The sequence below is a fragment of the Methyloceanibacter sp. genome, assembly GCF_051306395.1.
Taxonomy (GTDB): Bacteria; Pseudomonadota; Alphaproteobacteria; order Rhizobiales; family Methyloligellaceae; genus Methyloceanibacter.
Window position 1 is genome coordinate 1 of sequence record NZ_JBPPND010000225.1, and the last position, 19,111, is coordinate 19,111.

Sequence of the window (19,111 nt, forward strand, 5' to 3'; positions counted from 1 at the left end):
GGCGTCGTGATTGCCGGGAATGGCGGTAACCTCGTCCGGCGGGCCGAGATGACGCAGCCACTCCGCCGCCTTTAGGAACTCCTCTGGCAAGCCGAGATTGACCAGGTCGCCGGTCACCGCGATGTGGTCCGGCTTCCGCTCCAGGAGATCGCGCGTCAACAGATCGAGAATCTCGCGCTTGTGCACATATTTCCGCCCGCGATGCCAGTTCACGTAGCCCAGGAGGCGCTTCGACAGAAGATGCCGCCGCTTGGCGTGCGGTACCGGGCTTAAATGAATGTCGGAGAGATGGGCGAGGGTGAACATGCGGGGAGAATACCTGGGCTGCAGCTTCAAGCTACACTCGTCATGCCCGGCCTTGTGCCGGGCACCCAATAGGGCGGCTCCAGAGCCTCGGACTGTGGGGCATGGGGACAGGCATCATTGGATGGCCAGGACGAGCCCGGCCATGAGGATTTGTGGCGGTTCGACCGGAATCAGTTTTCTCCGTTGCCGCGGAACTGTGTCGGCGAGGCGCCGAATCTCCGGCGGAAGCAGCGGTTGAAATACGGCACTTCATTGAAGCCGCAGGCATAGGCGAGGTCGCCGATCTTGAGGCCGTCGTGAGCCCGATCGGCGAGCATCGCGCGGGCTTTCTGCAGCCGGAGCTCCAGTACACGCTCCGAGAACGTCGCGCCCGTGTCGTGCAGGAGATCGCGAATGTAGCGGGGCGACAGACCGAGCTTCGCGGCGAGTTGCCCTTCGGAGAACGATGGATCGGCGTAGTTCGATTTGATCTCCGCCAAGACGAGCCCAAGCCGCGCGGCGCGCACGCCCCGTGCCTTGGCGATCTCGGCCGCGTCGCGGTGCGTGCCAAGCGTCAGCGCAAGCAGATCGGCCAATGTCCTGCCGACATGGTCGCCCAGGGCCGGATCGTCTTCGAGGCCGTCCGGCTAGCGCCATCGCTATGGGCCTCAACAGTCAGGCGACGGGCACGAACGCCATCGCCATCGGCCAGGGTGCGGTCGCCACGGGCTCGATCGCCGCAGGCACGGGTGCGTTCGCCTCGAATGGCGGCGCGGCGTTCGGCGATTTTTTCGATCGCGAGCGGCACGGACAGCACGGCTGTCGGCCCGAATGCAACCGCGACGCATAGCGGCAGCCTTCGGCAACGGGGCGACCACAACGCGCGCCAACCAGCAGGTGTTCGGCACCGCGAGCAACAGCTACACCATGCCTGGCCTGACCTCGAGCCACAGCAAGTCGTCGCAGGGCAAGGCAACGCATGTGGTGACTTCGAACAACGAGGGCGATCTCGCGGCCTATACCTTCTCCGAGCTCGGCTTGGCCACGAGTGAGGATCTCGCCGCCATCAACCGGCAGCTCGACGAGGCGAACGCGGGCGTGGCGCTGGCCATGTCGATGGAGAACCCCGATCTGACCGGCAATGAGCGGTTCGGCATGGCCGCCAACTGGGGCGCGTACGAGGACGCGAACGCCTTCGGCATGTCGCTGATGGGCGTCCTCGGCAACAACTTCGTGACGGAGGGCGACCGTGTCGCGATTTCCGGCGGCTTCGGCATCGGCTTCGACAACGGTGGCGGTGATGATGTCTATGGCGGGCGTGTCGGTCTGCAATGGACTCATTAAATCGCTGAACCATATCCCCGCCCTCCAAACCTGCCGTACAATGCGCTCACCTCGTCAGTTGAAGGGCGTTCTCATGAGGCGTTCGTGATGGCGGGACGGGGTGCGGTGCCTGCGGGTCTCTTCCGCAATGAGACCTCCGGGCGGCGCCGGAGCGACCCCCCGGGGCTACTACGAGCCCCCGCGAGAAGCTCGCTGGGATTTGCTCTCGCGCGACAGCGGTCAAAGGCCGACAGCGCAAATTATCAGCGCTCAAGTAGGCCAGAGGCCGGTAGCGCAGAGAACAATGAGAAGCGGGGCCCGGTGCTGACAAGACGCCGCGACTGGCGCGCCGGAAGGCGCACGCGCGGTCTTCGGATCGCGACACCGACTACGGACTTGCGCTTTTCGGCGCGCCATCCCCCTTCATGCCTCGCGGGCTTGGGCCCGGCGGGAAGTATCGGCATGGCCCCATAAGATATGCCGTGTCAGGACACGGACGATCATGGCAAGATCGGAGCATGAGTTGGAAATTTGCCTTGAGATTCGGGCTCGGCCTGTTTCTCGCGACTTCGGGGCCGGCCTTTGCCGAAAGCGCGATCGAGCTTGCCGTTGCACGGTCGCCGAATGTCGCGATGCCCGGGGCCGAGAAGATCGTGCTTCTCGTGCGCAACAGTCTCATCACGCTCAACAACGCACTCCAGACCGGAAATTTCACGGTGCTCCGCGATCAAGGGGCGCCCGGCTTTCGCGAGGCGAACAGCGCGGCACGACTGTCGCAGATCTTCGCCGATCTCGTCGCCAAGAAGGTGGATTTGTCAGCCGTGGCGGTGATCGCGCCGCAACTCAGTGAAGCGCCGGGGCTCGACAAAGAGAAGGGCATGCTGCATCTCAAGGGCTACTTTCCGGGCGAGCCCGTACGGATCGATTTCGAGCTTCTCTATCAGGCGGTCGACGGTCAGTGGCGCTTGTTCGGAATTTCGGTGAACCCGAGCGCGCCGGTGGCTGCGGAGGCGAAGGACTCGCAGTCGCCCTCCGTCGAGAAGAAGTAGGGAGCGGGGAGGCCGCGCTGAGCGTCAAACCGTCACGAAATGCCACGGCCTCGCGCCTGATCACGGCGATGCTGCGCCCTTTCTGGCGGATGCGCCGCGGCATGACGCTCGGCGCGCAAGGCGTGGTGATCGACGAGGCCGATCGCGTGCTGCTCGTGCGTCACGGCTACCGGCCGGGCTGGTTTTTCCCGGGCGGCGGCGTGGAGTGGGGCGAGACGCTGGAAGATGCGCTTCTTCGCGAGCTCGAAGAAGAAGTCGGTGTGACGCTCACAGGCCCGCCCGTGCTGCACGGCATCTTCTCCAACAACGCCAATTTCCCGGGCGATCATATCGCCGTCTATCTGGTGCGGCAGTGGACGAGGGCCGGCGAGTACCGGCAAAAGGGAGAGATCGCCGAAACCGGCATGTTCGCGGCGGACGATGTGCCGGCGCTGACGGATATCGGTACGCGGCATCGCTTCGCCGAGATCTTCGGCAACGCCCCGCTCAGCGCTCGTTGGAAGCCTTGATGGCTCCGTGTGAAACGGTCGGGTTACTCGTCGCCGCCGGCAAGCTTCATGGCGATCTTGGCGACGTGGTGGCCTTGGAAGCTTGCGAGGTTGAGCTCCTTCTGCGATGGCGTGCGGGAGCCGTCGGGCGCTGCGATGGTGCCGGCTCCGTAGGGCGAGCCGCCTTTTACTTCGCTGATGTCGGGAAGGTCGGGCGCGGAGTAGGGGAGGCCCACGATAACCATGCCGTGATGCATCATCGTGTAATGCACCGAGACGATAGTGGTTTCGTTGCCGCCGCCGGTCGAGGTCGAGGTGAAGACGCTGCCGACCTTGCCGATCAGGGCCCCGGCCACCCAGAGCGGGCCGGTCTGGTCGAAGAAGTGGCGCATCTGGGCGGACATGTTGCCGAAGCGGGTCGGCGTGCCGACGATAATGCCGTCATAATCTGCGAGTTCCTGGGGCTCGGCGATGGGGGCCGGCTGCTCGACCTTCATGCCGGCGCCGCGCATGACCTCCTCGGGCATCAGCTCGGGCACGCGCTTGACGGTGACCTGGGCGCCCTCCACCGCGCGCACGCCGTGGGCGATCGCGTAGGCCAGTGTCTCTGTATGCCCGTAGGACGAATGATAAAGTACGAGCAGTTGCGCCGTGTCCGCCATGAAATGCCCCCGCTTGACCTTAAGGGGCGTGGCTCCACGGCCCCTCCCTCGCCAGTCTTTAGTTTAGCAGATTCAATAATGTGACGAGAGGCGATAACACATACTGAACTTGGCCGGCTTCGTAAACTTAACGAGATGCCGGTCTCGGCCGCCGAGGGCGCTGGACCTCGGGGCGCCGTCCATGATAAGGCAGCGCCCGTTATGTGGACGAGAAGCACAAATTCGGCCTTTCCCCGACGACGAGCGCGCGCCCGCTTTACGCGGACTGCTTAGCCTCGCCGCCGCCGCCTCGTCCTATTCTCTTGGAGAATCGCGTTTGGTGCCTGGCCGGTGGGAGAGTTCCCTCGACCCGCAAATTTGGTGCGAACGCCATGACCTTTGAAATCCGCCTCGAGACCGCCGCCGACGCGCCGGCTCTATCGAAACTTTCCGCGCAAGCCTTCGGGCCTGGCCGTTTTGTCCGCACGGCGTATCGCGTGCGCGAGGGCGTTCCGCCGGTCCTCCCGCTCAGCCTCACCGGCTGGCTGGAGAGCGCCCTCGTGGGTGGCGTCCGCTTCACCGCGATCAAGATTGGCGGCCAGGAAGGCGGCGCGCTGCTCGGGCCGCTCGTCGTGGACCCCGGCGTCAAGGGCAAAGGCTATGGCAAGGCGCTTGTCGGCGAGGGGTTGGCGCGGGCAAGGGCGCAAGGCTTCGGCCTCGTGCTGCTCGTGGGCGACATGCCTTATTACGGCCGCTTCGGCTTCGCGCCTATTGCGCCCGGCAAGATCACGCTGCCGGGGCCGGTGGATCCTGGCCGGTTGCTCGCCGTGGAGTTAGAGGCCGGCGCGCTTGAGGGCATGACCGGCGAGATTGCGGCGCATCCGCGCTAGCTGCGGGCCTGCTAATGGCCTTCCCGGAACCACGTCGCGGCCAGGAGGCCGAGCAGTAGCGCCAGCGCCAGGAAGCCGGTGAACAGAGGAAAGAGCCTCACGCCCTTGACGTGATAGGCATCCCGCTTGTGCAGGCCGAGCCAGTCGCCGCCATGCATCACATGGCCGCTGCGGATCATGGCAAGGCGGGGCAGGTCGGAGGCCTCGCCCGCCTCGCGGCCGAGCCAGAAAGCGCCGCCGCCGGTTTCCTCCAAGATCGGGCCGAGCGGTCCGTCGGTCGCGGTCACCGCGGCAAGCTCACGGGTGTTCGCCTTGCCCACGGTGACGATACTGGCGAGCTCGCCCGAGGACACGCGATACACGCCTTGCTCGTCCACGGTCATGGTCTTGCGCCAGATACCGCGCTCGCCCTTGTCGAGGGTTACCGTCTCTTCCTCGCCGGACGGCGTTGTCACGGTGACGGGCTCGACCTCGTCCTCGATAGAGCGGCGCTCAAGGATGAGCGTCTGCCCCTTGCTCGTCGCCTTTAGGGTTTCTTCCTCGAGCTCGGGCTCCTTCATCAGCCAATGGGCCAGGCGGCGCAGCAGGTCCGAGTACGGGCCGCCGCCGTCATAGCCGCGCGCCCATAGCCAGGCGTGATCGGAGAGCAGCAGCGCCACGCGGCCCTTGCCACGCTCGCCGATAACGAGAAGCGGCTTGTCGTCGGCGCCCTTCATGAGGACTTCACCGTCTTGCGGGCTGACATCGACCACGCGGAACCAACGTCCCCACGTCGGCTCATCGCCATTGGGACCGCCGCGTGCACCGGGCAGCTCGCTGGTGACGGGATGCTTCCCGCCGAGAACGGTGAGTGCCGGCTTGTACGGCTTCTCGATGACGCGCCCCGATGGTACCGCCGGCAGGATCTGCCCGAGCGGCGTGCGGTAAAGACTGAGCGCGGAGGCGTAGTCGTCGCCGGAAGAGACGAGCACCGCGCCGCCGCGCTCTACATAGCGGGCGACGTTCTCCAGATAGAGCAAGGGCAACACGCCGCGGCGCTGATAGCGGTCGAAGATGATCAGGTCGAACTGATCAAGCTTCTCCTGGAACAGTTCGCGGGTGGGGAAGGCGATCAGAGAAAGCTGATTGATCGGCGTGCCGTCCTGCTTCTCCGGGGGACGTAGGATGGTGAAATGCACGAGGTCGACGGCGGCGTCGGACTTGAGCATGTTGCGCCACGTGCGCTCGCCCGCGTGCGGCTCGCCGGAGACCAGAAGCACACGTAGGTTCTCGCGCACGCCCTCCACGGTGAGCAGGGCACGGTTGTTGATGGTGGTCAGTTCGCCGGGCGCGGTGTCGGTCTCGATCTCCACGATGTTGGGCCCTGCGTGGTCGATCTCCACGGGGATTTCGACGGTGTCGCCGACACGCACGGTCTTGGTCGTCGGCGCCTGGCCTTGATGGGTAATGGTCAGCGTCGCGATATCGGTCTCGCCGGGCTTCGTCTCGGTGACCTTCACCTCGATCGGCTGGGTGCTGCCCACGATGCCGAAGCGTGGCGCGGCCGTCACTTCGAGCCTGCGGTCGAACTCTCCCTCCTTGCCGGTGAGCAGCGCATGCACCGGCGCATCGAAACCGAGCGCGGACGCCGAGTCCGGCACGTCATGCACTTCGCCGTCGGTGATCATGATCACACCGGCCAGACGGTCGGGCGGCACGTCTGCGAGCGCCTGACCGAGATCGGTGAACAGCATGGTGCCGTCGCGGTCGCTATCGGCGGCGGTCGAGGTCGACCGCACGAAACGCACGTCGAGATCGGGGACTGTCTTGAGCCGTTCCTCCAGGCCCTTCCGCACCTCCTCGGTGCGCTTGGTGCGTCCGGCGATGGTCTGACTTTGGCTGTCGTCGATCACCACAGTAACGATGTCGTTGAGGGGTTCGCGGTCTTCTTGTTTGAGATGCGGGTTCGCAAGCGCCAGCATCAGCATAGCGAAGGCGAGCAACCTTAGGACGGCGCCGCGGCGGGCGCGCCAGAACAGCAATGCGAGCAGCGCGACACCGATCCCGGCGACGATCCACAGAACCGGCCAGGGCACGAAGGGGAGGAACTCGATGGACCAGCTCATGATCTACTGCCCCAGGCGCTCGAGGAGGGCAGGGACATGCACCTGGTCGGCCTTGTAGTTGCCGGTGAGCGCATACATCACCAGGTTCACCCCGGCGCGGAAGGCCATCTCGCGTTGCACCTCGCCGCCGGGGACGACGGGGAAGATCGGCCGGTTCGCTTCGTCGAGTGCCCAGGCCGAGGCGAGATCGTTCGAGGTGATGACCAGGGAGCTTACGCCGTCGGTACGGCGCGAACGCTCGCTGCGCTCCGCCTCGTAGGCAGGCTCGGCCTCGACCCAAAGCGAGCCGCCGTCCCACCGGCCGGGGAAGCTGTTCATCAGATAGAACGACTTGGTGAGCACGTGGTTCTCCGGCACCGGCTCGAGCGGCGGGATGTCGAGCTGGCCGATCAGGCGGGTCAGCGCCTTGCCTTGGGTGCCGCCATAGGCCACCCGCTCTTGATCGCGCGTGTCGAAGATGATCATGCCGCCTTGCTTCATATAGGCGTCGATTTTGGCAAGGGTCTTGTCCGACATCGGCTCGGTGTCCTCGCGCACCGGCCAATAAAGAACCGGGAAGAAGGACAGCTCGTCGCTCTCGATATCGACGCCCATGGGCGCGCCGGGCTCAAGCGCCGTGCGGGCGCGCAGGACCTTGCTCAAGCCTCCTAGTCCTTCCTCGCTGGTGCGGTCGATCTCAGCGTCCCCGGTCAGCACATAGGCGAGGCGCGTCTTGGTCGAAGCTTTGAGGGCGAAGTCGTCGGCCGGATTGCCGGTTGTCTCAGGCGCGCGCTCCGCCCCGGCCGCGAAAGCCGGTGCCGGCAGTGCCGATGGGACGAGCGCCAGTACAAAGGCGATTGCGGCGGCGGTTGCCATGTGACGCCGCCGGAAGCGGAAGCCCGTGCTCAGCGCGAGCACTGCGAGGATATCGAGGCCGAAAAGTGCGAGCGCCGCGACGTAGAGCCAGGGCTCAAGCGCCATGGGCTTCTTCAAGGTGTAGCCGCTCACCGCGCTCGCACTTTCCACCGGAGGGAGCGGTGTGAGCTTGGTGACCGGTGTCACGATGTTGAGCGCGCGCGCCGCGCCCGAGGGCCCGTAATAGCCGGGCGGATGATCGGGCCCGGGTACGGTCTTGGCGAGCTGATCCGGCGCGATAGGCGCGGCGCGCGGCGGCGGCGGTACCAACTGCCCGAAACCGTCGAGCGTCTGGATGGGAGCGAGCGCGGTCGTCGAAGTGGTTTGCGGCGCGCCGGCCTCGATCGCGGCGCCATCTTCGTCGGTCGGGGCGCCCACTTGGCTCGGGCCCAGGGCGATCGCGCGGCGGAGCATCTCCACGAACAAGCCGGAAAGGGGCAGGTTCGACCAATCCGAGTTGGCGGTGACGTGGAACAGCACGATCCAGCCTTCGCCTTGCTTGGCGGCGGTGACGAGCGGCGTACCGTCGGCGAGCGTTGCCCAGACTTCGGCGTCCATGGCCACGGTTGGATCGGCGAGAACTTGCCGGTTGACGCGCACGTCGTCGGGAACCTCGAGCCCTTCGAACGGGCTGTTTTCCTCGAAGGCGGCGAGCGGCTGGGGCGTGCTCCAGGAGAGCGAACCGCCGAGGGAGCGCCCGCCACGGCGCAGCGCAACGGGCAACAGCTCGTCGCCGCCTTGTTCGAGCCGGGGGCCGGCAAAGCGGATCAGTACGCCCCCCTTGTCGAGCCAGTCTTCGAGCTCTTCTTGCGTTCCGGCGACCAGCTTCCCGATATCGGCGAGCACGATGGTTGAGACGCGTTGCTTGTCGATCAGGTCATGCACCGCGGTGGCGGCATTGCGCTCATTCGGTGTGATAACGTCGGCATAGGGCGACAGCGCGCGCTCCACGTAATAGAGCGGCGACAGGAGCGGCTGCGCCTCCTCGCGGGATTCACCGGAGACGATGCCGACGCGATGCCATTGCGAGCTGGCATCGAGCAGATGCACGGCGCCCGCTGAGCGCTCGCCCTTGATCTGGATGCGCGCCACCTGATTGCGGATCTCGAGCGGCAGATCGAAGCTCGCCTTCGCTTCGCGCTTACCCGCCTCGATGGTGAAAGGTGCCTCGCCGAGCGGCTCGCCGCGTCCGGTTAAGGCTCTGACCGTGCCTTTGCGGGGGCCGTCGGTGCCGCTCAGAACACGTCCGGCCAGCACGCCGCCTTCGCCGGTGGCTTGGCCGAGGCCGAGCGGCGTATCGCGCGGCTCGGGCTGGAGCACGGTGAGACTGCCGCCGCCGCCCGCGAGCTTGGCAAGGCTCTCCGTGAAGCTCTCGCCCTCGCCATAGTCGAGGCCGTCGGAGAGCCAGACCACACTGTAGCCGGTCTTGATCTCGAGGTTCTTGTCCAGCGCCGCGGCGAGCTTCGCGCGGTCGGGTGCGTAGGGCTCCGGGTTCAGGCCGGTGATGCGCTCTTGCGCCGCGTCGGCGGGAAGGGGTCCGCCGATGGGCTGGTCTGAGGCGGTCGGCGCAAGCAGGACGGTACGGCCGTCGCGGCTTGCGCGGTCGATGGCCGCGGCGATGGCCTCGCGGCGCCCGGCCCAATTGGCGGCGGAAGCCCAGCCATTGTCGACCACGAGAAGCAGCGGGCCGTCGCCGGCGAAGGTCTCGCGGTCCGGATTGATGACGGGCCGGGCCAGCGCCAGGATCAGCAGCGCGGCAAGCAGCATGCGCAGCAGGGTCAGCCACCACGGGCTGCGGGCCGGGGTTTCCTCGGTGGGCTTCAGGTCTTTCAAGAGCCGTGTCGGCGGGAAGACGACGACATTCGGGCTCGGCGGCGTGAAGCGCAGCAGCCACCAGATCGCAGGCAGGGCGGCGAGCGCCAAGAGCATCCAGGGCGCGAGGAAGCCTATGGGGCCGAGCGCCATCATGCGGCGCCTGCCGGCGTCGAGGGGGTGGGACGTGAGGCGCGGTAGCGATAGTCGCTGTCTTGCCCGGCGAGATGGCTATGGACCGCCAGCACCACTTCCTCGGCTGGCCGGTCGGTGTGGTGCACCACGAAGGACCAGCCGAGACGGCGCGCGGCCTCTTGCAAATCGATGCGGTGGCGCTGCATGCGCTCCTGATAGCTGTCGCGCAAATTCTCGGCCCGGCCGGCGATCAGCCGGTCGCCCCCTTCGCTGGCGGCAAACTCGGTGCGGCCCGCGTAAGGCAGCGTCTCCTCGGCGGGATCGAGAATCTGGATGAGGTGACCGCGCACGCCTTGGCTGGCGATCTCCTGAAAGCGGGCGATGGTTTCGTCCACCGGTTCCAAGAAGTCGGAGAACAGAAGACACTCGGAGAAGCGGCTGAGGCGCGCGGGCGGCGGCAGGCTTGTCTCCGCCGTCTCGTTCAGGAGAACCTCGGCAACTTTGCGCCCGGTGTTCCGCCCGGTGAAGGGAGGGCCGCCGAGAAGCCCGACACGCTCGCCGGCCCTGGCCAGAAGCTCGGTGAGCGCCAGGGACAGCACCACGGCGCGGCTCTCCTTCGAGGTCTTTGACAGGGACGAGCGGAAACGCATGGACGGCGAGAGGTCGACCCAAAGCCAGACGGTGTGGGCCGCTTCCCATTCGCGCTCGCGTACGAAGAGATGATCGGAGCTTCCCGAGCGGCGCCAGTCAATGGCGGCGACCGAGTCGTTCGTGTCGAAATGGCGGAACTGCCAGAAGGTCTCGCCGGGGCCCGAACGACGGCGCCCGTGCGTGCCGTGGGTCACGGTGTGTGCGACGCGCTGCGCCTCGATGAGGAGCGCGGGCATGCGCGCCGCAAGCCCATGGGCTTCGGCTTCCTCGGCCAGAAAGGGCTGAAGCGATGCCTGCGCGTTGGCCAAGGCTGGTCTACCTCAGCGGCTCGATGAGCCTTGTCATCATGTCGCTCATTTCGATCCCTTCGGCGCGGGCGGCGAAGGTGAGCGCCATACGGTGCTTCAGCACAGGCTCGGCAAGGTCAACAACGTCGTCTACGGACGGCGCAAGCCGGCCCTCCATCATCGCCTTGGCGCGCACGGCGAGCATCAGCGCTTGGCTCGCGCGGGGGCCGGGGCCCCAGGCAATCATCTCATCCAAGGTTTTGTCGATGCCGGTACCGGGACGCGCGGAGCGCACGAGCTGAAGAATGGCGTCCACCACCTGGTCGCCGACCGGCAGCTGGCGCACGAGGCGCTGGGCCATCATCAATTCCTCGGCGGAAAGAATCGTCTTGAGACTGCGCTCCTCGGTGCCGGTGGTGGCGAACAGCATGCGCCGCTCGGAGTCGGCATCTGGGTAGGACACGTCGATCTGCAACAGGAAGCGATCGAGCTGCGCCTCGGGCAGCGGATAGGTGCCTTCCTGCTCCAGCGGGTTCTGGGTGGCGAGCACGTGGAAGGGGCGCGGCACGTCGTGGCGGATACCCGCGACGGTGACATGGTTTTCCTGCATGGCCTGGAGCAGGGCGGACTGAGTCTTAGGGCTCGCCCGGTTGATCTCGTCGGCCATTAGAAGCTGCGTGAAGATCGGGCCTTTGACGAAGCGGAAGTCGCGGCGGCCGCCACTATCCTCTTCAAGCACTTCGGAGCCCACGATGTCCGAAGGCATGAGGTCCGGCGTGAACTGAATGCGCTTGTTCTCTAGCCCGAGCACGGCGCCCAGCGTCTCCACCAGGCTCGTCTTGGCGAGGCCCGGCACCCCGATCAGGAGCGCATGGCCGCCGGAGAGAAGCGTGGTCAATGCCAGGTCGATGACGCGATCCTGCCCGAAGATGACAGTGGCGGTGGTCTCCCGCACGTCCTGGATCTTGGCGCCGATCTCGTCGAGGCGGTCCACGAGTTGGGTCTCAGATTCAAGTGTGGTCATGGCTTCCGTTTCGCTCGATCCTGATGGTGGAAATATATAGGGCCAAAGGCCGGGAAAAGCGGAACACTTTGACTGGCAATTGGGTCACAATACCGTTGGCGCCGGGTGCTTGGCGGAGCGAAAACGAGGTCGTATCGCGGCGAATATGACAATGCCTGACCAAGATAAGAGAGGGGGACTCGTAGCATCTGGCAAGGACGGCGGCAAACCGGCCAAGCCATTATTGCCAAACCTTAATGTTTGCGGAGATATCGGGCTGAAAATCGCCCGCGACGGAACTTGGTATTACCAGGGGAGCCCCATCGGGCGCCGACCCCTCGTCAAGTTGTTCGCCACTGTGTTGCGCCGCGAAGACGACGGTTTCTACCTGGTGACGCCTGTGGAGAAAGTGCCCATCGCTGTGGAAGGCGAGCCTTTCATCGCGGTGGAGATGACGCGCGAAGGGACGGGCCGAGATCAGCGGCTCTCCTTCCGCACCAATGTCGATGACGTGGTGACGGCCGGCCCTGACCATTCGATCGGTTTTCGCGCCGAACCGAAGGGTGGCCATGCGCCATACGTCGAGGTGCGGGGGGGCTTGCGGGCACAGCTCGCAAGGCCGGTCTATTACGAGCTGACGGAGCTCGCGATCGAGACCGGCCAGGGCACCGGCGTGTGGAGCGGCGGCGCCTTCTTTCCATTCCCCATGGAAGGCTGAACCGGCCTCGCATTGTGGCGCGCGCGCCGCTAAGGTCTCGGCAAAACACGCGTGCTTTGCGCGCTTACCTTGGGGAGACCGGCCAAGCCGATGTTGCGCATTGCCCTCATCGATATTCTGCTCTTTGCGCTGCCGTTCCTGATCTACGCCGCCTACATGGTTTGGGTGAAGGGCAGGGCGCCGGCGAGCGTGATGTCCAGCGCGCCGATTTTCTGGCTGCTGACCATTGGCTTCGGACTCCTGATTGCCGTCACGGTGACGCTGGTGCAGTTCTCCGGCGGTGATCCCGAGGGCACCTATCACCCGCCTGTCGTCGAAGACGGCGTGATCAAACCCGGCGGCGTCGACTGACTCTAGAGGCTCAATGGCCGAGCACGACACTCCCCGCGCCGAGGCGCCTCCTTCGTTGAAGGACGCTGGATGGCTCAAGCGGCCTGAAACAGTCCGTGTGTTCGCTGCGCTTTCGGGCGATGACGTCGAGACGCGCGCCGTAGGCGGCGCCGTGCGGGACGCGTTGCTTGGGCGGCCGGTGACGGACATCGATTTCGCCACCACGGCGGTGCCGGAGAAAGTCATGGCACTCGCGCGCAAAGCGGGCCTCAAGGCTATCCCCACCGGCATCGCGCACGGGACGGTGACGGTGGTCGCCGACGGCGTCTCGTGCGAGATTACAACGCTGCGGCGCGACATCGAGACCTTCGGCCGCCACGCCAAGGTGGCCTTCACGACGGACTGGTCGGAGGACGCGCAGCGGCGCGACTTCACCCTGAACGCGCTCTACGCCGGGGCAGACGGTACGCTTTACGACCCGCTCGGCGGCTATGAGGATCTGCTCGCGGGACGGGTGCGCTTCATCGGCGATGCGGTGGCCCGTATCCGGGAAGACTATCTGCGGATCCTCCGCTTCTTCCGCTTCAACGCTTACTACGGCAAGGAGCCGCTCGATGCGGCGGGACTTTCGGCCTGCGTGAAGGAACGGAACGGCCTCGTCCAGCTATCGGCGGAACGAATCGCTACCGAGCTCAAGCGTCTCTTGGTGGCGCCGCGCGCGTTCGAGGGTGTCGAAGCGCTGTTCGACTTCGGGCTTCTGAGCGACATTCTGGGAAGCGCGCCGCGGCTCGACCGGCTGGCGCGGCTCATCGCCATCGAGACGGCGTGCGACCGGGAGCCCAATGGGATTTTGCGGCTCGCCGCACTCTCGGTGTTCGCGGCCGAGGATGCGCCTCGGCTTGCCGCGCGATTCAAGCTGTCCAATGCCGAGCAAGCGGTGCTCGCACTTGCCGCTGATGAGACCTTCGATGCCGCGTTGCCCGACGAAGCTGCGGCGAAACGCTTGCTCTACGGGATCGGAGCGGAGCGGTTTCCGCTGAAGGTGCTACTCGCGTGGGCCGCGAGCGGCGCGCCGGCCGATGCTGACGGCTGGCGGCGCGCACTCACCCTACCGGAACGCTGGCAGGCGCCCGCCTTTCCGCTGCGCGGCCCCGATATCACCGCGCTCGGCGACTTCAAGGGACCGGAGATCGGCGCCACGCTGCGTGCGCTCGAGCAACACTGGATCGAGGGCGGTTTTGCCGAAGACCGCGAGCAGCTCCTGGCGAGGGCCAAGGAGCTTGCCCAGACTTAACCGAGCCGCTCGATGAAGCTCATCGCGGCGGCAGGCGCGCGCAGCTTTCCTTCATGGATGAAATAGACGAACACGTCGCGCGGTTTGGCCTCCGGCATGTGTCCGCTGTCCACCACCGGCAGATCGCCCGGCATACCGCCCGCGGCCCAGTCCTTGGCGCGCATGGCCCATTTGTCGAGGTCCTTCGGCGCGTAGCCGGTCTCGATCGCTTCGTCGCCCCGTTGCAGCCGTGCATAGACGACGTCGCCGGTCAGGTCGGCGAAGGATGGGTAGTCTTCGCTGTCGACATAGACAGGGGCCACGCCGTGATCCTTGAGCAGGCGAATGAACGCCGCATCCTGGAAGCTCGCATGGCGGACCTCGACCACGTGGTTGAGCTTTCGGCCATCGAGTTCTTTCGGCAGATGTTCCAGGAACTTGGCGAAGTCGGCCTCATCGAATTTCTTGAACGGCGCGAACTGCCACAGCACCGGTCCGAGCTTGTCGCCGAGCTCGCTTAGTCCAGAGTCGAAGAAGCGCTCGATGAACTTGCCCGTCTCGGCCAGAACCTTCTGCTGGGTGACGAGGCGCGGTCCCTTCACCGAATAGGCGAAGCCGTCCGGCGCGGTGTCCGACCATTTGCGGAAGCTCTTGGGACTTTGCAGCCGGTAATGAGTGGCGTTGATCTCGATGGAGGTAAGGTGGCTCGTGGCGTAGGCGAGCTCGTCGGCCTGTCTAAGCCCTTTCGGATAGAACACCCCGCGCCAGGGCGCATAGATCCAGCCGCCGACGCCGGCGCGGATGCGGCCTATCGATGTGTCCGGCTTGGGCATGCCGTATGCCTAGCGCAACTCTATCGACAGCACATAGAAAAAGAGCCGCGCCCGAAGGCGCGGCTCAATACTCTGGGGGTACCTTTACGCAGGGACGCAACTTACGCGACGCAACCTACGCTTACAGACGCTTACGCAACTGAACGCGACGCGACTAGAAGCCCATACCGCCCATGCCGCCCATATCGCCGCCGGGCATGGCGGGCGCTGATGCCTTCTTCGGCAGCTCGGCCACCATGGCCTCGGTGGTAATCAGCAGACCGGCGATGGATGCCGCATCCTGGAGCGCGGTACGCACGACCTTGGCCGGGTCGATGACGCCTTGCTTGACCAGGTTGCCGTACTCGCCCGTCGCGGCGTTGTAGCCGAAGTTGTACTCGTCCTTGTCGAGGATCTTGCCCACGACCACGGCCCCGTCCTCGCCGGCATTCTCGGCGATCTGACGCAGCGGCGTCTGAAGCGCACGGCGGACGATGTTGACGCCGACCTTCTGGTCTTCATTGGCGCCCTTGACGGCGTCGAGCGCCTTGATCGCGCGAAGCAGCGCCACGCCGCCGCCTGGAACGATGCCTTCCTCGACGGCCGCGCGGGTGGCGTTCAAGGCGTCGTCGACGCGGTCCTTCCGCTCCCGCACTTCGGTCTCGGTGGCGCCGCCGACCTTGATCACGGCAACGCCGCCGGCGAGCTTGGCCAGCCGCTCTTGCAGCTTCTCGCGGTCGTAGTCGGAGCTGGTGTCCTCGATCTGCTGACGGATCTGGGCGACGCGCGCCTCGATGTCCTTCTTCTTGCCGTCGCCATCGATGATCGTGGTGTCATCCTTGGTGATGACGATCTTCTTCGCCTGACCCAGCATATCGAGCGCTACATTCTCGAGCTTGATGCCGAGATCCTCGGAGATGACCTGGCCGCCGGTCAGGACGGCAATGTCCTGAAGCATGGCCTTGCGGCGATCGCCGAAGCCCGGCGCCTTAACCGCGGCGACCTTCAGACCGCCACGCAGCTTGTTGACCACGAGCGTGGCAAGCGCCTCGCCCTCCACGTCCTCGGCCACGATCAGCAACGGCCGGCCGGACTGCACCACCGCCTCGAGCAGCGGCAGCATGGACTGAAGATTGGAGAGCTTCTTCTCGTCGATGAGAATGTAGGGGTTCTCGAGCTCGACGCGCATCTTGTCGGCGTCGGTGATGAAGTAGGGCGAGATATAACCGCGGTCGAATTGCATGCCCTCAACCACTTCGAGCTCGGTCTCGAGGCTCTTGGCCTCTTCGACTGTGATGACGCCGTCATTGCCGACCTTCTGCATGGCTTCGGAGATGAAGCGGCCGATCTCCTGATCGCCGTTGGCGGAAATGGTGCCGACCTGGGCGATTTCCTCGTTCGAGGTGACCTTCTTTGATTTCTCCTTCAGGGCCTCGACCACCTTGGTAACGGCGAGATCGACGCCGCGCTTCAGGTCCATCGGGTTCGAGCCGGCGGCGACGGACTTCGCACCTTCCCTGACGATGGCCTGGGCCAGCACGGTGGCGGTGGTGGTGCCGTCGCCCGCCTCATCGGCGGTCCTGGAGGCAACCTCGCGCAGCATCTGCGCGCCCATGTTCTCGAACTTGTTCTCGAGCTCGATCTCCTTGGCGACCGTTACGCCGTCCTTGGTGATGCGCGGCGCGCCGAAGGATTTCTCGAGCACGACATTACGGCCTTTGGGGCCGAGCGTTACCTTGACCGCGTTGGCCAAGATATCGACGCCTTTGAGCATTTTCTCGCGGGCGTCTTGGGAAAATTTTACTTCCTTCGCAGACATGTCTTCTTACTCCTAGAGGCCTCACCCATGGCGCCGGCCAACCGGCGTCTCAAGGGCAAGGTGGAATTCAAATGGGTGGTTAGGCGGCCTTCTTCTTGGCGGCCGACTCTTCGAGCACGCCGAGAATGTCGCTCTCTTTCATGATGAGCAGGTCATCGCCGTCGATCTTGACTTCGGTGCCGGACCACTTGCCGAACAGCACGCGGTCGCCGGGCTTCACATCCAGGGGCTGAACCTGACCCTTCTCGTCGGTCTCACCGGGGCCGACAGCGACGACTTCGCCTTGCTGCGGCTTCTCCTTCGCGGTGTCCGGGATGATAATGCCGCCTTTGGTCCGTTCGTCCTCATCGATCCGACGCACCACGACGCGGTCATGCAATGGACGAAACTTCATCTTGCGATCTCCTCCGATTGTCCAAATTGTCGTGAAACAGGCGCAGAGCCCGGAACGGGCGCACCTCAAAAGCTATGTAGACCCGGGTTCTGGCACTTTCAAGGCGAGAGTGCCAAAAGATCAGCACTGTCTTCGGTCTGCTGCCAAGATGCTGATTTGGCTTACTAAATTGCCTGGACGCAAGCCCGGCCGGTGATTAGCATTGAAAACGCCAAAACAAACCGACCAAACAGGGACGAGGACTGATGGACCAGGGATTCGTTCACCAGATCGCAGGGTTCTCGCTGACCACCGCCGAAATTCTCTACCGCCTTCCCGACCATCCAAAGCTACTCCAGAGCTATGTCTGGCAGGATTACGACATGGCGCCGCGCTTTCCCAAGCTCACGGATTTCCTGGATTTCTGGGACGCAAATCTCGAAGGGCCGCTTTACCGGGTGCGCGTGGCGCACAAGAAGCTGATTTCACCGACCGAGTTCAGCTTCGTGGAAGGCGAACTCTGCATGCATTGAGTGCGGTCGGCCGCTCGCCTTCATGGGCCCGCCATGGCAAGCTCCTAGGCTCTTTTAGGGCTGCGGGAGGCATGACATGTGGCGGTGGATGAAGGGGTTTCTGGTCGGCGGCCTGCTTGGGCTGGCGGCTGGTTTTGTGATCGGGATTTTCGTCTTCCCGTACATCTTTCCGCCGCCGGAAGCCACGGAGAGCTTGAGCCGGGAGGAGAGCGGCAAGCTCGTGGCCAAGGGCACGTTCATCCAGCCCAACCCCAACGATCCGGTGCATTACGGCAAGGGCGCGGTGAGCGTCTATCCCAGCACCGTCTTTCTCGGCGAGGACTTCGAGGTGGGACCGGGGCCCGACTTCCACGTCTATCTGGTGCCGAAGGCCGACATCCGCACGTCGAGCGACGTCACCGATACGATGTATGTGGATCTCGGGCGCCTGCGCGCCTTCAAGGGCAGCCAGAATTACGCGATCCCGGCCGGCGTCGATCTCAAGCAGTTCCCGAGCGTGGTGATCTGGTGTCAGCAGTTCTCGGTGTTGATCTCGCCGGCCGATCTCAGCTTCGAGCAGGGCAGCTGAGGCCTAAGAGGACGACTGCGTTTGCGCCTCGTTGTGCGGCCCAAAGTCGTACTCGTAAATGTGCGCCTGTTCCTTATCCAGCACCGGCTTCAGATCGCGGAAGGCTTGGCCGTATTTGTAGAATGGAACCCGCGGGAAGAGGTGATGGATGAGGTGGAAGTTCTGGAACAGGTAGAGCCAGTTCACGATCGGCTCGACGATCTTGCCGCGCACCCAGAACACGTTGGTATCGCGATAGCGCTCGTGCACCTCATGGGGCGCATGGGTGAGATAGGCGAAGAAGAAGATGATCAGCGCCGAGGCGAGGATGTGCGGGAAGATCCACAGCATCAGCACTTCGCGCCAATAGCCCATCAGCGACAGGCCTATCGCCACCCCGTAGTAGAGCGCGTGCATGATCATGATGTGGATCGTGAGGGGCCGCATGCCCGGGATGTGCGCGTGGAAGGCAATGTGCTTCCAGAAATACTGGTGATACCAGAACACGATCGTCAGGCAGCGGAAGGCCACCAGGAACGGGTTCTTGACCGCGACCCAGTGGTCCGGATCGAGCTCTGGATTGTTGGTGTCCCGGTGATGAGCGAGATGCATGTAGCGGAAGGCTTTGTACTCATGCAGCAAGATCGTGCCGCAGGCAAAACCGATAAGGTGGTTGAGCCAGAGCCAGCGCGAGTCGCGGCCGGCGATGTTGCCGTGACAGGCTTCATGCAGCGGCGTCTGGTCGGCATAGAGAACCAGGGTGTTAAGGATCAGCCCGAGCCAGAGCGGGATGATGCCCACGGTGCCGAGCGTGCAGACGAGCGTGAAGGCGGCGACGATGCCCAGGGCGAGATAGACGGTCGGCCAAGCCACCATGCCCTGATGAGGCCGGATTTTCTGCAGCGCTTGGCGGTCGGCGGGGGCGTTCGGCTGATCGCGGGAGGTCTCGGTGACCGCGGGTTCGGCGACAATCGAAGTCATGGTTGCTCAAGAGTCCTTCGTTCGTCTGATCGAAAAGATAACGCGACCAGCGAGGGCTTTGCGGCCGCGCGTTGGACTCATCCCGGAACGCACCAATTTTGAGCCGTCCCGCGGCCACGTTCAAGGCACAATGGGGGCACAGGGCGGGCCCAGTTGACGCAG

Annotated in this window: 21 protein-coding genes; 10 read left to right on the forward strand and 11 right to left on the reverse strand. The window is 64.9% G+C overall.

Annotated features, from left to right (window positions below; translation table 11 throughout):
• Both ACSLE4_RS11610 and ACSLE4_RS11615 read right to left on the reverse strand, forming a co-directional pair.
• The coding region (locus tag ACSLE4_RS11610) for a metallophosphoesterase family protein (protein ID WP_435904604.1) at nt 1-306 on the reverse strand (306 nt) is incomplete at its 3' end.
• A 170-nt stretch (nt 307-476) separates the two neighbouring features.
• Nucleotides 477-881, reverse strand: coding sequence for a helix-turn-helix transcriptional regulator (locus tag ACSLE4_RS11615; RefSeq protein ID WP_435904605.1), 405 nt, complete (start codon nt 879-881; stop codon nt 477-479).
• Here ACSLE4_RS11615 and ACSLE4_RS11620 point away from each other — a divergent pair.
• The 4 genes from ACSLE4_RS11620 (at nt 881) to ACSLE4_RS11635 (ending at nt 3,166) form a co-directional block, all read left to right on the forward strand.
• Nucleotides 881-1,135 (forward strand): hypothetical protein, encoded by a 255-nt coding sequence (locus tag ACSLE4_RS11620; protein ID WP_435904606.1) that lies wholly within the window; start codon nt 881-883, stop codon nt 1,133-1,135. The genes ACSLE4_RS11615 and ACSLE4_RS11620 overlap by 1 nt on opposite strands.
• Nucleotides 1,117-1,629 (forward strand): hypothetical protein, encoded by a 513-nt coding sequence (locus ACSLE4_RS11625; RefSeq protein ID WP_435904607.1) that lies wholly within the window; start codon nt 1,117-1,119, stop codon nt 1,627-1,629. The genes ACSLE4_RS11620 and ACSLE4_RS11625 overlap by 19 nt, the downstream gene beginning before the upstream one ends.
• A gap of 497 nt (nt 1,630-2,126) precedes the next feature.
• On the forward strand, nt 2,127-2,657 hold the full coding sequence (locus ACSLE4_RS11630; protein ID WP_435904608.1) for a hypothetical protein: 531 nt from the start codon (nt 2,127-2,129) through the stop codon (nt 2,655-2,657).
• Between the two features lie 68 nt (nt 2,658-2,725).
• Nucleotides 2,726-3,166 carry an NUDIX domain-containing protein gene (locus ACSLE4_RS11635; protein WP_435904609.1) on the forward strand — a complete coding sequence of 147 codons (441 nt, stop codon included), beginning with the start codon at nt 2,726-2,728 and terminating at the stop codon, nt 3,164-3,166.
• Nucleotides 3,167-3,189: 23 nt separating this feature from the next.
• On the opposite strand, the gene wrbA is transcribed toward ACSLE4_RS11635, so the two are convergent.
• Nucleotides 3,190-3,807: an NAD(P)H:quinone oxidoreductase gene (gene wrbA, locus ACSLE4_RS11640; RefSeq protein WP_435904610.1), complete on the reverse strand. Its 618-nt coding sequence runs from the start codon at nt 3,805-3,807 to the stop codon at nt 3,190-3,192.
• Between the two features lie 371 nt (nt 3,808-4,178).
• Between wrbA and ACSLE4_RS11645 the strand changes: the two genes are divergently transcribed.
• Entirely contained in the window at nt 4,179-4,676 is a 498-nt protein-coding gene (locus ACSLE4_RS11645; RefSeq protein WP_435904611.1) for a GNAT family N-acetyltransferase, read from the forward strand.
• Nucleotides 4,677-4,687: 11 nt separating this feature from the next.
• Here ACSLE4_RS11645 and ACSLE4_RS11650 read toward each other — a convergent pair whose 3' ends face one another.
• The 4 genes from ACSLE4_RS11650 to ACSLE4_RS11665 are packed head-to-tail and all read right to left on the reverse strand — an operon-like array spanning nt 4,688 to nt 11,584.
• A complete protein-coding gene (locus ACSLE4_RS11650; protein WP_435904612.1) occupies nt 4,688-6,781 on the reverse strand; it encodes a hypothetical protein in 2,094 nt (697 codons plus the stop codon).
• Nucleotides 6,782-6,784: 3 nt separating this feature from the next.
• Nucleotides 6,785-9,643 (reverse strand): DUF4159 domain-containing protein, encoded by a 2,859-nt coding sequence (locus ACSLE4_RS11655; RefSeq protein WP_435904613.1) that lies wholly within the window; start codon nt 9,641-9,643, stop codon nt 6,785-6,787.
• A complete protein-coding gene (locus ACSLE4_RS11660) occupies nt 9,640-10,581 on the reverse strand; it encodes a DUF58 domain-containing protein (RefSeq protein WP_435904614.1) in 942 nt (313 codons plus the stop codon). Before ACSLE4_RS11660 ends, ACSLE4_RS11655 begins: the two co-directional genes overlap by 4 nt.
• Before the next feature lie 7 nt (nt 10,582-10,588).
• Nucleotides 10,589-11,584, reverse strand: coding sequence for an AAA family ATPase (locus ACSLE4_RS11665; protein ID WP_435904615.1), 996 nt, complete (start codon nt 11,582-11,584; stop codon nt 10,589-10,591).
• Nucleotides 11,585-11,807: 223 nt separating this feature from the next.
• Between ACSLE4_RS11665 and ACSLE4_RS11670 the strand changes: the two genes are divergently transcribed.
• The 3 genes from ACSLE4_RS11670 (at nt 11,808) to ACSLE4_RS11680 (ending at nt 13,905) form a co-directional block, all read left to right on the forward strand.
• Nucleotides 11,808-12,281, forward strand: a complete 474-nt coding sequence (locus tag ACSLE4_RS11670; RefSeq protein WP_435904616.1) for a DUF1285 domain-containing protein — start codon at nt 11,808-11,810, stop codon at nt 12,279-12,281.
• A 90-nt stretch (nt 12,282-12,371) separates the two neighbouring features.
• On the forward strand, nt 12,372-12,632 hold the full coding sequence (locus tag ACSLE4_RS11675; RefSeq protein WP_435904617.1) for a DUF6111 family protein: 261 nt from the start codon (nt 12,372-12,374) through the stop codon (nt 12,630-12,632).
• Nucleotides 12,633-12,645: 13 nt separating this feature from the next.
• On the forward strand, nt 12,646-13,905 hold the full coding sequence (locus ACSLE4_RS11680) for a CCA tRNA nucleotidyltransferase (protein ID WP_435904618.1): 1,260 nt from the start codon (nt 12,646-12,648) through the stop codon (nt 13,903-13,905).
• On the opposite strand, the gene ACSLE4_RS11685 is transcribed toward ACSLE4_RS11680, so the two are convergent.
• The 3 genes from ACSLE4_RS11685 to groES form a co-directional block, all read right to left on the reverse strand.
• Nucleotides 13,902-14,717 carry a DUF72 domain-containing protein gene (locus tag ACSLE4_RS11685; protein WP_435904619.1) on the reverse strand — a complete coding sequence of 272 codons (816 nt, stop codon included), beginning with the start codon at nt 14,715-14,717 and terminating at the stop codon, nt 13,902-13,904. The genes ACSLE4_RS11680 and ACSLE4_RS11685 overlap by 4 nt on opposite strands.
• Before the next feature lie 154 nt (nt 14,718-14,871).
• Nucleotides 14,872-16,515 (reverse strand): chaperonin GroEL, encoded by a 1,644-nt coding sequence (gene groL / locus ACSLE4_RS11690; protein WP_435904620.1) that lies wholly within the window; start codon nt 16,513-16,515, stop codon nt 14,872-14,874.
• A 79-nt stretch (nt 16,516-16,594) separates the two neighbouring features.
• Nucleotides 16,595-16,909 carry a co-chaperone GroES gene (gene groES / locus ACSLE4_RS11695; protein WP_435904621.1) on the reverse strand — a complete coding sequence of 105 codons (315 nt, stop codon included), beginning with the start codon at nt 16,907-16,909 and terminating at the stop codon, nt 16,595-16,597.
• A gap of 245 nt (nt 16,910-17,154) precedes the next feature.
• Here groES and ACSLE4_RS11700 point away from each other — a divergent pair, with 245 nt between their 5' ends.
• Nucleotides 17,155-17,421: an usg protein gene (locus tag ACSLE4_RS11700; protein ID WP_435904622.1), complete on the forward strand. Its 267-nt coding sequence runs from the start codon at nt 17,155-17,157 to the stop codon at nt 17,419-17,421.
• Between the two features lie 76 nt (nt 17,422-17,497).
• Nucleotides 17,498-17,989: a DM13 domain-containing protein gene (locus ACSLE4_RS11705; protein ID WP_435904623.1), complete on the forward strand. Its 492-nt coding sequence runs from the start codon at nt 17,498-17,500 to the stop codon at nt 17,987-17,989.
• A gap of 3 nt (nt 17,990-17,992) precedes the next feature.
• Here the strand turns inward: ACSLE4_RS11705 and ACSLE4_RS11710 are convergent, their stop codons facing one another.
• On the reverse strand, nt 17,993-18,949 hold the full coding sequence (locus ACSLE4_RS11710; RefSeq protein WP_435904624.1) for a fatty acid desaturase family protein: 957 nt from the start codon (nt 18,947-18,949) through the stop codon (nt 17,993-17,995).
• Between the last annotated feature and the right edge of the window lie 162 nt (nt 18,950-19,111).

Coding starts and splice junctions, on each gene's coding strand:
- ACSLE4_RS11625 (WP_435904607.1), top strand. CDS start 1,117: ATGCAACCGCGACGCATAGCGGCAGCCTTCGGCAACGGGGCGACCACA.
- ACSLE4_RS11700 (WP_435904622.1), top strand. CDS start 17,155: ATGGACCAGGGATTCGTTCACCAGATCGCAGGGTTCTCGCTGACCACC.
- ACSLE4_RS11665 (WP_435904615.1), bottom strand. CDS start 11,584: ATGACCACACTTGAATCTGAGACCCAACTCGTGGACCGCCTCGACGAG.
- ACSLE4_RS11645 (WP_435904611.1), top strand. CDS start 4,179: ATGACCTTTGAAATCCGCCTCGAGACCGCCGCCGACGCGCCGGCTCTA.
- ACSLE4_RS11620 (WP_435904606.1), top strand. CDS start 881: ATGTCCTGCCGACATGGTCGCCCAGGGCCGGATCGTCTTCGAGGCCGT.
- ACSLE4_RS11630 (WP_435904608.1), top strand. CDS start 2,127: ATGAGTTGGAAATTTGCCTTGAGATTCGGGCTCGGCCTGTTTCTCGCG.
- ACSLE4_RS11680 (WP_435904618.1), top strand. CDS start 12,646: ATGGCCGAGCACGACACTCCCCGCGCCGAGGCGCCTCCTTCGTTGAAG.
- ACSLE4_RS11650 (WP_435904612.1), bottom strand. CDS start 6,781: ATGAGCTGGTCCATCGAGTTCCTCCCCTTCGTGCCCTGGCCGGTTCTG.
- ACSLE4_RS11685 (WP_435904619.1), bottom strand. CDS start 14,717: ATGCCCAAGCCGGACACATCGATAGGCCGCATCCGCGCCGGCGTCGGC.
- ACSLE4_RS11635 (WP_435904609.1), top strand. CDS start 2,726: ATGCTGCGCCCTTTCTGGCGGATGCGCCGCGGCATGACGCTCGGCGCG.
- groES (WP_435904621.1), bottom strand. CDS start 16,909: ATGAAGTTTCGTCCATTGCATGACCGCGTCGTGGTGCGTCGGATCGAT.
- ACSLE4_RS11710 (WP_435904624.1), bottom strand. CDS start 18,949: ATGACTTCGATTGTCGCCGAACCCGCGGTCACCGAGACCTCCCGCGAT.
- wrbA (WP_435904610.1), bottom strand. CDS start 3,807: ATGGCGGACACGGCGCAACTGCTCGTACTTTATCATTCGTCCTACGGG.
- groL (WP_435904620.1), bottom strand. CDS start 16,515: ATGTCTGCGAAGGAAGTAAAATTTTCCCAAGACGCCCGCGAGAAAATG.
- ACSLE4_RS11705 (WP_435904623.1), top strand. CDS start 17,498: ATGTGGCGGTGGATGAAGGGGTTTCTGGTCGGCGGCCTGCTTGGGCTG.
- ACSLE4_RS11655 (WP_435904613.1), bottom strand. CDS start 9,643: ATGATGGCGCTCGGCCCCATAGGCTTCCTCGCGCCCTGGATGCTCTTG.
- ACSLE4_RS11675 (WP_435904617.1), top strand. CDS start 12,372: ATGTTGCGCATTGCCCTCATCGATATTCTGCTCTTTGCGCTGCCGTTC.